Source organism: Catellatospora aurea (assembly GCF_042663325.1).
GTDB lineage: Bacteria > Actinomycetota > Actinomycetes > Mycobacteriales > Micromonosporaceae > Catellatospora > Catellatospora aurea.
The window spans coordinates 140,120-152,024 of sequence record NZ_JBHTAC010000011.1; the positions used below are offsets into that span (position 1 = coordinate 140,120).

The 11,905-nt window shown below is 69.4% G+C and carries 9 protein-coding genes; all 9 read right to left on the reverse strand.

What is annotated here, in order from left to right; translation table 11 throughout:
• Nucleotides 1–50 precede the first annotated feature (50 nt).
• The 9 genes from nuoN to nuoF are packed head-to-tail and all read right to left on the reverse strand — an operon-like array spanning nt 51 to nt 11,898.
• Entirely contained in the window at nt 51–1,604 is a 1,554-nt protein-coding gene (gene nuoN, locus ACFQO7_RS13590; RefSeq protein ID WP_376806690.1) for an NADH-quinone oxidoreductase subunit NuoN, read from the reverse strand.
• Nucleotides 1,605–1,606: 2 nt separating this feature from the next.
• Nucleotides 1,607–3,148 (reverse strand): NADH-quinone oxidoreductase subunit M, encoded by a 1,542-nt coding sequence (locus ACFQO7_RS13595; RefSeq protein WP_376806691.1) that lies wholly within the window; start codon nt 3,146–3,148, stop codon nt 1,607–1,609.
• Nucleotides 3,149–3,150: 2 nt separating this feature from the next.
• Complete coding sequence (gene nuoL / locus ACFQO7_RS13600) at nt 3,151–5,115, reverse strand: NADH-quinone oxidoreductase subunit L (RefSeq protein WP_376806692.1); 1,965 nt, start codon at nt 5,113–5,115, stop codon at nt 3,151–3,153.
• A 7-nt stretch (nt 5,116–5,122) separates the two neighbouring features.
• A complete protein-coding gene (gene nuoK / locus ACFQO7_RS13605) occupies nt 5,123–5,422 on the reverse strand; it encodes an NADH-quinone oxidoreductase subunit NuoK (protein ID WP_376806693.1) in 300 nt (99 codons plus the stop codon).
• Nucleotides 5,423–5,426: 4 nt separating this feature from the next.
• Nucleotides 5,427–6,200, reverse strand: a complete 774-nt coding sequence (locus ACFQO7_RS13610) for an NADH-quinone oxidoreductase subunit J (RefSeq protein WP_376806738.1) — start codon at nt 6,198–6,200, stop codon at nt 5,427–5,429.
• Nucleotides 6,200–6,736 (reverse strand): NADH-quinone oxidoreductase subunit NuoI, encoded by a 537-nt coding sequence (gene nuoI / locus ACFQO7_RS13615; RefSeq protein WP_376806694.1) that lies wholly within the window; start codon nt 6,734–6,736, stop codon nt 6,200–6,202. Before nuoI ends, ACFQO7_RS13610 begins: the two co-directional genes overlap by 1 nt.
• A gap of 1 nt (nt 6,737) precedes the next feature.
• Nucleotides 6,738–8,114: an NADH-quinone oxidoreductase subunit NuoH gene (nuoH, locus tag ACFQO7_RS13620; RefSeq protein ID WP_360535574.1), complete on the reverse strand. Its 1,377-nt coding sequence runs from the start codon at nt 8,112–8,114 to the stop codon at nt 6,738–6,740.
• Complete coding sequence (locus ACFQO7_RS13625; protein ID WP_376806695.1) at nt 8,111–10,579, reverse strand: NADH-quinone oxidoreductase subunit G; 2,469 nt, start codon at nt 10,577–10,579, stop codon at nt 8,111–8,113. Before ACFQO7_RS13625 ends, nuoH begins: the two co-directional genes overlap by 4 nt.
• 2 nt (nt 10,580–10,581) lie before the next feature.
• Nucleotides 10,582–11,898, reverse strand: coding sequence for an NADH-quinone oxidoreductase subunit NuoF (nuoF, locus tag ACFQO7_RS13630; RefSeq protein ID WP_203696090.1), 1,317 nt, complete (start codon nt 11,896–11,898; stop codon nt 10,582–10,584).
• Between the last annotated feature and the right edge of the window lie 7 nt (nt 11,899–11,905).

Here is an 11,905-nt window from a genome sequence, read left to right on the forward strand (position 1 = left end):
CCCCATGCCCAGTGAACGGGTCGTGGGGGGAGCCTCGGATTTACGCCTACCTACCGGATGAAGTTGGACACGTCGGTCGTCAGGTCGAGCAGTGGGCTCGGCCAGACGCCCAGCACCAGCGTGACCAGGACGCCGATCATGAGGGCGGTCGAGGTCAGCATGCCGGGGATGGAGACGCTCGGGGTCGTCTCACCGGGCTCGCTCAGCCACATCATGACGACGACCCGCAGGTACGGGAAGGCGAGGATGATGCTGCTCAGCACGCCGAAGAGCACCAGCCAGGTCTGGTCGCCGTTGATGCCCGCGCCGAACACCGCGAACTTCGCCACGAAACCACTGGTCAGCGGGATGCCCGCGAAGCCCAGCAGCAGGAAGGTGAAGACACCGGCGAACAGCGGCGACCGCTTGCCCAGGCCCGCCCAGCGCGCCAGGTGCGTGGCCTCCCCGTCGGCGTCACGGACCAGCGTGAGCATCGCGAAGGCCGCGATCACGAGGAAGCCGTACGCCACGAGGTAGAACAGCATGCTGCTCAGGCCCTGCTTGCCGCCGCCCAGCACACCGACCAGCAGGTAGCCGGCGTTGGCGATGGACGAGTAGGCCAGCAGGCGCTTGAGGTCGGTCTGGGTCACCGCGAGGATCGCGCCGATCAGCATCGTCAGCACCGCGATGACGCCGAGCACCGGCGTGAACTCCCAGCCGAGCCCGTCGAAGCCGACGTAGAGCACCCGGGCCAGCGCGCCGAACGCGGCGACCTTGGTGCAGGCCGCCATGAACGCGGTGACCGCGGTCGGCGCGCCCTGGTAGACGTCGGGCGTCCACACGTGGAACGGCGCCGCGGCGGCCTTGAACAGCAGGCCGATGGAGAGCATCGCGAGGCCGATGAACAGCAGGATCGGGCTGTTCGTCGAGTCGGTCACCGAGGCGTGGATCGTCCGGAAGTCGACCGCGCCCGCGAAACCGTAGATCATCGCGAGACCGAACAGGAAGAACGCCGAGGCGTACGCGCCGAGCAGGAAGTACTTGAGCGCGGCCTCCTGCGACAGCAGCCGCTTGCGCCGGGCGAGCGCGCAGAGCAGGTACAGCGGGAGCGAGAAGACCTCCAGCGCCACGAACATGACCAGCAGGTTGTTCGCGGTGACGAAGAGCATCATGCCGGCGACGGCGAAGACGGCCAGCGGGTAGACCTCGGTCGCGCCCGACTCCTTGGCCGCCTGCCGGCGGTCGAGGTCCGAGCCGACGGTGATCGCGGCCTGGGCCACGAACGGGCCGCCGTTCTCCAGCGTGCGCTCGCCGAACAGCAGCAGCGCGACGATGGCGAGCACCAGGATCGCGCCCTGCAGGAACAGGCCCGCCTGGTCGATCGACAGCGACTGCGCACCGGTCAGCGCGTTGGCGTCGGTCACGTCCGGCGCGTGCCTCAGCACGGCGACCAGCGCGGCGACCAGGGCCAGCAGACCCAGCACCAGCTGCACGGTGTTGCGCGCCCGGCGCGGCACGAACGCCTCGACGAGCACCCCGAGGCAGGCCGCGCCGAACAGGATCAGCATCGGCGCCAGGGCGGCGTAATCCAGCTCCGGCAACTTGACGACAAAATCTTCGCCCATGGTCACTTTCCTGCTTCCACAGTGGAGGTGGCGGGCGCCGGGTCGGCCCGCTCCGGGGTGACCACGTCGGTCAGCGTCGCCTGCACCGCCGGATTGATCACGTCGAGCACCGGCTTCGGGTAGAAGCCCAGCACGATCAGCAGCACGATCAGGGGCGCCACCACGATGCCCTCACGCAGCGACAGGTCGCGCTTCATCGGCGCGAGGTCGAGCAGCGCGGGGTTGGTGTTGCCCTGCGTGGTGCGCTGGATCATCCACAGCACGTACGCCGCGGCGAGGATGATGCCGACCGTCGCGATGACGGCCACCGGCTTGTTCACCGTGAACGTGCCGATGAGCACCAGGAACTCGCTGACGAACGGGGCCAGGCCCGGCAGCGCCAGCGAGGCCATGCCCGCGATGAAGAAGACGCCCGCCAGCACCGGCAGCAGCTTGCCCGCGCCGCCGAAGTCGGTCACCAGGGTGCTGCCGCGGCGCGCCACGAACATGCCCACGACCAGGAACAGCAGGCCGGTGGCGAGACCGTGGTTGACCATGTACAGCACCGCGCCGGAGCCGGCCTGGTAGGTGAAGGCGAAGATGCCGACGCCGATGAAGCCGAAGTGCGCGATCGAGGTGTAGCTGACCAGGCGCTTGAGGTCCTTCTGGCCGATCGCCACGAGCGCCGCGTAGATGATGCCGATCACCGACAGGCCGATCGCCCACGGCGCGAACCAGCGCGACGCCTCCGGGAACAGCGGGAGGCAGTAGCGCAGGATGCCGAAGGTGCCGACCTTGTCCATCACGCCGACCAGCAGCGCCGCGGCGCCGGCCGGAGCCGCCCCGCCGGCGTCGGGCAGCCAGGTGTGGAACGGGAAGAACGGCGCCTTGATGGCGAACGCGATGAAGAAGCCGAGGAACAGCCACCGCTGCACGGTGGTGGTGAACTCCACGTTCGTCAGCGTCTGCCAGTCGAAGGTGTGGCCGCCGTAGACCCACATGCCGATGACCGCGGCCAGCATGAGCAGACCGCCGACCAGGGAGTAGAGGAAGAACTTCACCGCGGCGTACTGGCGCTGCTTGGCCGGCACGTCGGTGCCGAACGAGCCGATGATGAAGTACATCGGCACCAGCATGACCTCGAAGAAGAGGTAGAACAGCAGCACGTCGGCGGAGGTGAAGGTGCCGATCATGGTGCCTTCGAGCGCCAGCAGCAGGGCGAAGTACGCCGGGACGCTGCGCTTGCTCTTCTCCGCGTCGTGCCAGCTGGCCAGGATCACCAGCGGCACCAGCAGCGCGATCAGCGCGATCATCACCAGGGCGATGCCGTCGACGGCGAAGCTGAACTTCGCGCCCCACGCCGGGATCCAGGTGTAGGACTCCTGCAGCTGCAGGCGCGGGCCGCCGGGCTTGTACGCGACCCAGGTCGCCACGCCCACGGCCAGCACCACGATCGACCAGATCAGTGCCAGCCGCTTGGCCAGCTCCGGCTTGGCTCGCGGGACGAACGCGACCGTCAGCGCGCCGATCAGCGGCGCGAGGGTCAGGATTGACAGGTATTTCATCGTTATCCCATCCAGCCGAGCTGCACCGCGGCGAAGGCGCCGAGCACCAGCACCCCGCCGAGAAGCATCGAGAGCGCGTACGACCGCACGAAGCCGGTCTGGAGCCGCCGCAGCCTGCCCGAACCCCCGCCGACCAGCGCCGCGAGCCCGTTGACGAGGCCGTCCACGCCCTTGTTGTCGACGAAGACCAGGGCCCGGGTGAACCACTTGCCCGGCTTCTCGAACACGGCCTCGTTGAAGGCGTCGGTGTAGAGGTTGTTGCGGGCGGCCGTGACCAGCGCGCCGGCCGGCTGCGGCTCCAGCGCCGTGCCCTTGTTGAACAGCGCGTACGCCAGACCCGCACCCGCCACCGTCAGCGCCAGGCTGAGGATGGTGATGGTGGTGTGGGACAGCGTCGTCGGGTGCTCCTCGACCGGCGGGCCCAGCACGGGGGTGAGCCACTCCGCGACCGGGGAGGCCATGAGCCAGCCGGCGAAGATCGAGCCGAGCGCCAGGAAGATCAGCGGGATCGTCATCACCAGCGGGGACTCGTGCGGGTGCTGGTCGACCGAGCCCTCCTTGGCGGTGGTCCACCGCTTCGGGCCGTGGAACGTCAGGATGAACAGGCGGGTCATGTAGAACGCGGTGAGACCCGCGCCGATCAGTGCCGCGAAGCCGTAGAGCCAGCCGGTCCAGCCGGGCCGCGCGAAGGCGGCCACGATGATCGGCTCCTTGGTGAAGAAGCCGCTCAGCGGCGGGATGCCGATGATCGCCAGCCAGCCCATCATGAAGGTGAGCCAGGTGATCTTCATGTACTTCCACAGCCCGCCGAAGCGGCGGATGTCCACCTGGTCGTTCATGCCGTGCATGACCGAGCCGGCGCCGAGGAACATGTTGGCCTTGAAGAAGCCGTGCGCCAGCAGGTGGATGATGGCCAGCGCGTACGCGCCGCCGCCCAGCCCGACGCCGAGGAACATGTAGCCGATCTGCGACACGGTCGACCAGGCGAGCACGCGCTTGATGTCGTCCTTGGCCGAGCCGATGATGCAGCCCAGCAGCAGGGTGAGCGCGCCGACGCTGACCACGACCGTCTGCAGCGTCAGGTTCGCCGAGAAGATCGGGTTGGAGCGGGCGATCAGGTAGACACCGGCGGTCACCATCGTCGCGGCGTGGATCAGGGCCGAGACCGGGGTCGGGCCCTCCATCGCGTCGGGCAACCACGCCTGCAGCGGGAACTGGCCGGACTTGCCGCACGCGCCGAGCAGCAGCAGCAGGCCGAGCACCAGGATCGTCGTGCTCGGCAGCAGGCCGGCGTTGCTGAACACCACGTCGTAGTTGACCGAGCCGAGCTGCGCGAACATCAGGAAGATGCCGAGCACCAGGCCCGCGTCACCGACGCGGTTCATGATGAACGCCTTCTTGCCGGCGGTGGCCGCGGACGGCCGGCCGTACCAGAAGGAGATCAGCAGGTAGGACGCGAGACCCACGCCTTCCCAGCCGAAGTAGAGCATCACGTAGTTGTTGCCGAGCACCAGCAGCAGCATCGCCGCGATGAACAGGTTGAAGTACCCGAAGAAGCGGCGACGGCCCTCGTCGTGGGCCATGTAGCCGGTCGCGTACAGGTGGATCAGGAAACCCACGCCCGTGATCAGCAGGACGAAGCAGGCGGTCAGCGGGTCGAACAGGAACCCGAAGTCCACCTGCAGCGAGCCGACCGGGATGAAGCTGTACAGGTCGAGCTGCACCGCCCGGTTGGGCAGGTCGCGCAGCTCGAAGAACATGGCCGCGCCGAGCACGAACGAGAACAGCACCGCCGCGCAGCCGAGCCAGTGGCCCCACTTGTCGGCCCAGCGGCCGGTGGTGAGCAGGATCAGGGCGCTGACCGCCGGAACGGCGATCAGCAGCCACATGTAGGAAAGGATTCCGGTCGCGGAGGCGTAGACGACGGGCGCCTGTGCCGCCTCCGCGAGCATCAGAGTTGGTTGCATCTCCGCCTCAGTACTTCAGCAGGTTCGCGTCGTCGACGCTCGCCGAGCGTCGCGTGCGGAAGATCGACATGATGATGGCCAGACCGACGACGACCTCCGCTGCCGCGACCACCATCGAGAAGAAGGCCATGATCTGGCCGTCCAGCGTCCCGTTCATCCGGGCGAAGGTGATCAGGGCCAGGTTCGCGGCGTTGAGCATCAGCTCGATGCACATGAACAGCACGATGGCGTTGCGCCGGATCAGCACGCCGACGGCGCCGATGCTGAACAGCACAGCCGACAGCACGATGTAGTACATGGGGGTCATCGAGTCACTTCCCCTCGGTGTGCTTGTTGGCGATCTCGGCCGAGGTGAGCTCGCGCGTCGGCAGGATCGGCGAGATGCTCCGCTCGGCGGGGGTGCCGTCCGGCAGCTTCGCCGGGGTGGCCACCGAGGTGGAGTTCGCGAAGACACCCGGGCCCGGCTTGGGGCCGGGGTAGTTGCCCGGCTCGAAGCGCGCCTTCATCTGCGCGACCTGGCCGACCCGCTCGCCCTTCTCGCGCTCGCGGTGGGCCAGCAGCATCGCGCCGACCGCCGCCGTGATGAGCAGCGCCGAGGTGACCTCGAAGACCCAGACGTACGGGCCGAACAGCAGCTGGGCGATGCCCTGCACGTTGCCGTGCACGTTGGCCTTGTCCAGGCCGGCCACCGGCATGTCCCGGGTGGCCTGGAAGACGCCGGTGCCGAGCAGGCCCGCCAGGCCCAGGCCCAGCAGGATCGCGACGACCTTCTGACCGCGCAGCGTCTCGATCACCGAGTCGGACGCGTCGCGGCCGACCAGCATCAGCACGAACAGGAAGAGCATCATGATCGCGCCGGTGTAGACGATGATCTGCACCATGCCGATGAACGGACCAGCCTGCACGATGTAGAAGACGCCCAGGCTGAGCATGGTCAGCACCAGCCACAGCGCGGAGTGCACCGCGTTGCGCGCGATCACCATGCCCAGCGCGCCGATGACCGCGAGCGGGGCCAGCAGGAAGAAGGTCCACTTCTCCCCGCCGGACACCTCGGCCGCGGCGGCGAGCACCTGAGTCGAAAGCATCATCGGGTCTCAGCTCCCGCCGACGTACCGGGGTTCGCCGGGGCGCCCAGGTAGTAGTCCTTCTCGGTGTCGCCCAGCCGCATCGGGTGCGGCGGCTGCTCCATGCCGGGCAGCAGCGGCGCGAGCAGCTGCTCCTTCGTGAAGATCAGGTCCTGCCGGTTGTCGCGGGCCAGCTCGTACTCGTTGCTCATGGTGAGCGAGCGGGTCGGGCAGGCCTCGATGCACAGACCGCAGAAGATGCACCGGGCGTAATTGATCTGGTAGTTGGACGCGTAGCGCTCACCGGGCGAGAAACGCGCCTCGTCGGTGTTGTCTCCGCCCTCGACGAAGATCGCGTCCGCCGGGCAGGCCCAGGCGCACAGCTCGCAGCCGATGCACTTCTCCAGGCCGTCCGGGTAGCGGTTGAGGATGTGCCGGCCGTGGTAACGCGGGGCCGTCGGGTCCGGCTTCTCCGGGTAGTGCGTGGTGACGGTCTTCTTGAACATGTGCGAGAACGTCACGCCGAAGCCCCTGACGGCATCCGTCATCGAACCCATGTCACACCTCCTCTTCGCTGGTCGCGGGCACGGTCTCGCGCTCGGCGGTCAGCCGCTTCGCGCGCGGGCTCACCGGCACCTGCAGGTCCATCGGCGGCAGCGGGAAGCTGCCCTCGGGGCGCCGGGCGACCTGCTCCTCGACGGGCAGGACCGGCTCCTCCTTCTTCTGCGGCCACAGCAGCGCCAGCAGCAGGATCACTACCAGCGGGATGGCGATGAACCAGACCTTGGTCCAGCCGTCCATCTGCTGCTTCTGCATCGTCTTGATGAAGGCCAGCGTCAGGATCCACACCAGGTTGACCGGGATGAGGACCTTCCAGCCGAAGCGCATGAACTGGTCGTAGCGCAGCCGGGGCAGCGTGCCCCGCAGCCAGATGAAGACGAACAGCAGCAGCAGCACCTTGATGGTGAACCACAGCAGCGGCCACCAGCCGGAGTTGATGCCCGGCCAGAAGCTCTCGAAGGACGTCGGCGCGCGCCAGCCGCCCAGGAAGAGGGTGGCGCACAGGCCGGAGACGGTCACCATGTTGATGTACTCGGCCAGGAAGAACAGCGCGAACTTCAGCGACGAGTACTCGGTGTGGAAGCCGCCGACCAGCTCCGACTCGGCCTCGGGGAGGTCGAACGGGGCCCGGTTGGTCTCGCCGACCGCCGAGATCGAGTAGATGACGAAGCTCGGCAGCAGCAGCAGGAAGAACCAGCTCGGCGCGGTGAACTCGAAGCCGCCGAGCGACACCGGCGAACCCTGCGCCTGCGCGTTGACGATCTCCGAGGTGCTCATCGTGCCCGCGGTCATGAAGACGGCCACGAACGACAGGCCCATCGCGACCTCGTACGAGATCAGCTGGGCGCTGGAGCGCAGACCGCCGAGCAGCGGGTACGTCGAGCCCGACGCCCAGCCGCCCAGCACGATGCCGTAGATGCCCATGCCCGAGCAGGCCAGCACCAGCAGCACCGCCACCGGGATGTCGGTCAGCTGCAGCGGCGTGCGCGTGCCGAACATCGACACGAACGGGCCGAACGGCATGATCGAGAATGCGGTGAAGGCGCAGACCGTGGAGATCACCGGCGCGATGAAGAAGACCACCTTGTCCGCCTTGAGCGGCATGATGTCTTCCTTGAACGCCAGCTTCAGACCGTCGGCCAGCGACTGCAGCAGGCCGAAGGGACCGTGCCGGTTCGGGCCGGGACGCACCTGCATCCGGGCCACCACGCGGCGCTCGTACCAGATGGTGAACAGGGTCATCACCACGAGGAAGACGAAGACGCCGACCACCTTGATGAGGACGATCCACCACGGGTCATGCCCGAAGTCGACCAGCGTCGGGTCGCCGGTCGCCGGGTCCTCGGCGAGGAACCCGATGGGGGCGAGGATCATTTGCTTCCTCCGCTCACGGTCACGACCGCACCCGGGTTGACGCCGAGCGTGCGGCGCAGCGTGGAACCCGGCGAGTTGGTCGGCACCCAGACGACGTCATCGGCGATCTCGGTGATCGCGGCCGGCAGGGTGATCGCACCCCGCGCGGTCCCGACGGTCACCGCGTCGCCGTCGGCGACACCCAGCGCGGTGGCGCGGGCCTTCGACAGGCGCACCACCGGCGGGCGGGCGGTGCCGGCCAGCACCTCGTCGCCGTCGGTGAGGGTGCCCAGGTCGATCAGCTGCGCCCAGCTGGCCAGGATCGCCTCGTTCTGCTTCAGCGTGGGCGCGGCCGCGCCCACCTCGGCCGGCGCGGCCGGGCGCTGCTGGCCCGTCGCGGGCAGGCTGCCCAGCTCGCGGCGCACCGCCAGCACGTCGCCGGTGCCGAGCGTGACACCCAGGCGGGCGGCCAGCGCGTCGAGCACCCGGGCGTCGGTCAGCTTCGCACCCGTGTTCGGGGTCTCCAGCGCCTGCTCGTAGGTGCGCAGGCGGCCCTCCCAGTTCACGTACGAGCCCGCCTTCTCGGCGGGCGCGGCGACCGGGAACACCACGTTCGCGCGCCGGGACACGGCGCTCATCCGCAGCTCCAGCGAGACCAGGAAGCCGACCTTGTCCAGCGCCTCCTCGGCGGCCTTCGGGTCGCTCAGGTCGGCCGGGTCGACACCGGCCACGACCAGCGCGCCCAGCTTGCCGGAGGCGGCCGCCGCGACGATCGCGTCGGTGTCGCGGCCGGTCTGGCTCGGGATCACGCCCGCCGCCACGCCCCAGGCCGCCGACAGCTCGGCCCGCGCGGCCGCGTCGGCGACCGAGCGGCCACCGGGCAGCAGCGTGGGCAGGCAGCCCGCGTCGACCGCGCCGCGGTCACCCGCGCGCCGCGGCACCCAGGCGAGCTTCGCGCCGGTACGCGCCGCGAGGCTCGCCACCGCGGAGAAGCCGCCGCGGACCACGGCCAGGCGCTCGCCGGCCAGCACGATGGTGCCCGGCTCCAGCTCCAGGTGGGACAGCGCCGCCGGCTCCTGGCCGGGCACGCACTCGACCAGCGTCGCGCCGGCCTTCTCCGCGCCGCGGGTCAGGAACGGGGCCACCGAGGTGACCTTGAGCTTGCCCTTGGCCGCCGCCTTGCGCAGGCGGAGCAGGATGATCGGGCTCTCCTCCTCCGGCTCGAAGCCGACCAGCACGACGTGCTTGGCCTGCTCCAGGTCGGTGTAGGTGACCGGCTGCTCGCCGACGACCGAGGAGGCCAGGAACTCGGCCTCCTCCGCCGACAGCGGCCGGGCCCGGAAGTCGATGTCGTTGCTGCCCAGCGCGATGCGGCTGAACTTCGCGTACGCGTACGCGTCCTCGACGGTCAGCCGGCCGCCGGTCAGCACGCCGACGCCGTACGCCCCGTCCCGGGCGGCCCGCAGGCCCTCGGCCGCGACGGTCAGCGCCTCGGTCCAGGAGGCCTCGCGCAGCTCGCCGCTCTCGGCGTCGCGCACCAGCGGGGTGGTGAGCCGGTCGAAGGCGGTGGCGTAGCGGAAGCCCCACCGGCCCTTGTCGCAGTTCCACTCCTCGTTGACCTGCGGGTCGTCGCCGGCCATCCGGCGCAGCACCTTGCCGCGGCGGTGGTCGGTGCGCATGTCGCAGCCCGACGCGCAGTGCTCGCACTTGCTCGGTGACGAGACCAGGTCGAACGGGCGGGCGCGGAAGCGGTACTGCTCGCTCGTGAGCGCGCCGACCGGGCAGATCTGGATCGTGTTGCCGGAGAAGTAGGAGTTGAACGGGACGTCGCCCGGCTCCGGGTCCTCCTGGTCGTAGGCCAGCTCGTCGATCGTGCCGTGGTCACGCGGGTGGCCGAAGGAGGCGTCGCGGTAGATGCCGATCTGCTCGGCCGACGACCGGTCCATCAGGTCGATGAACTTGTCGCCCGCGATCTCCTCGGAGAACCGGGTGCAGCGCTGGCAGAGCACGCAGCGCTCGCGGTCCAGCAGCACCTGCGCGGAGATGTTGATCGGCTTCTCGTACTCGCGCTTCTCCTCGCGGAAGCGCGACTCCGGCCGGCCGACCTGCATCGCCTGGTTCTGCAGCGGGCACTCGCCGCCCTTGTCGCACATGGGGCAGTCCAGCGGGTGGTTGATGAGCAGCAGCTCCATCACACCCTCCTGCGCCTTGCGGGCGACCTCGGAGGTCAGCTGCGTGCGCACCACCATGCCGTCGGCCACCGTCTGGGTGCACGAGGCGACCGGCTTGCGCTGGCCCTCGACGTCCACCAGGCACTGGCGGCAGGCGCCGGCCGGGGCCAGCAGCGGGTGGTCGCAGAACCGCGGGATGTCGATGCCCAGCCGCTCGGCGGTGCGGATGACCAGCTCGCCCTTGGGCGCGGTCACCTCGATGCCGTCGATGGTGAGTTTGACGGTGTCGGTGTGCTTCTGTACTTCCTGGCTCATTGTCAGTGCGCTCCTGCCAGGGCGTGGGCGCTGAGCTTCGGCGCCTTGCGACCCTCGATGTAGTCCAGGTAGTCCTGCTTGAAGTACTGCAGGGAGGAGGTCACCGGGCTGGTCGCGCCGTCACCGAGACCGCAGAAGGAGCGGCCCAGGATGTTGGCGGCGGTGTCCAGCAGGGTGTCCAGGTCCTCGAGCGTGCCCTCGCCGGAGAGGATGCGCCGGTAGACCCGCACCATCCAGTAGTTGCCCTCGCGGCACGGGGTGCACTTGCCGCACGACTCGTGGTGGTAGAACTCCAGCCACCGGTAGGTCGCGTAGACCGGGCAGTCCTGGTCGCTGAAGAGCTGGACGGCGGTGGTGCCCAGGATCGAGCCCGCCGCGGCGACCGACTCGAAGTCCATCGCGGTGTCGATGTGGTCACCGGTCAGCAGCGGCGTCGACGAGCCGCCCGGGGTCCAGAAGCGCAGCTGGTGGCCGTCCTGCATACCGCCGGCCAGCTCGATCAGCTCGCGCAGGGTGATGCCCATCGAGCACTCGTACTGGCCCGGGTTCTTCACCCGGCCGGACAGCGAGTAGATCATCGGGCCGGACGACTTCTCCGTGCCCATCGTCTTCCACCAGGCGGCCCCGCCCAGCACGATGTACGGCACGCTGGCGATGGTGCCCACGTTGTTGACGACCGTCGGGCTGGCGTAGAGGCCGTGCGTCGCCGGGAACGGCGGGCGCAGGCGCGGCTGGCCGCGGAAGCCCTCCAGCGAGTCCAGCAGCGCCGTCTCCTCGCCGCAGATGTACGCGCCCGCGCCGGAGTGCACCACCAGGTCGAGGTCGTACCCGCTGCCCAGGATGTTCTTGCCGAGGTAGCCGGCCTTGTACGCCTCCTGCACCGCGTGGCGCAGCCGCCGCGCGGCCTGCACCGCCTCGCCGCGGATGTAGATGTAGGCGCGGTTGGCGCGGATCGCGTAGGACGCGATGATGACGCCCTCGACCAGCGAGTGCGGGTCGTGCGACATCAGCGGCAGGTCTTTGCAGGTGCCCGGCTCGCCCTCGTCGGCGTTGACGACCAGGTAGTGCGGCTTGCCGTCGTTCTGTGGGATGAAGCCCCACTTGAGCCCGGTCGGGAAGCCCGCGCCGCCGCGGCCGCGCAGGCCGGAGTCCTTGATCAGGGCGATCAGGTCGTCCGGGTGCACGGCCAGGGCCTTGCGCAGGGCGGCGTAGCCGTCCAGGCGCTCGTACACGTCGAGGCGCCAGGCGTCGGGGGACAGCCAGCGCTTGGTGAGGACCGGGGTGAGCTTGGCCAGGGTGGCGGCACTTGGAGTGCTCACTTCGCCG

Coding starts and splice junctions, on each gene's coding strand:
- nuoN (WP_376806690.1), bottom strand. CDS start 1,604: ATGGGCGAAGATTTTGTCGTCAAGTTGCCGGAGCTGGATTACGCCGCC.
- ACFQO7_RS13595 (WP_376806691.1), bottom strand. CDS start 3,148: ATGAAATACCTGTCAATCCTGACCCTCGCGCCGCTGATCGGCGCGCTG.
- nuoL (WP_376806692.1), bottom strand. CDS start 5,115: ATGCAACCAACTCTGATGCTCGCGGAGGCGGCACAGGCGCCCGTCGTC.
- nuoK (WP_376806693.1), bottom strand. CDS start 5,422: ATGACCCCCATGTACTACATCGTGCTGTCGGCTGTGCTGTTCAGCATC.
- ACFQO7_RS13610 (WP_376806738.1), bottom strand. CDS start 6,200: ATGCTTTCGACTCAGGTGCTCGCCGCCGCGGCCGAGGTGTCCGGCGGG.
- nuoI (WP_376806694.1), bottom strand. CDS start 6,736: ATGGGTTCGATGACGGATGCCGTCAGGGGCTTCGGCGTGACGTTCTCG.
- nuoH (WP_360535574.1), bottom strand. CDS start 8,114: ATGATCCTCGCCCCCATCGGGTTCCTCGCCGAGGACCCGGCGACCGGC.
- ACFQO7_RS13625 (WP_376806695.1), bottom strand. CDS start 10,579: ATGAGCCAGGAAGTACAGAAGCACACCGACACCGTCAAACTCACCATC.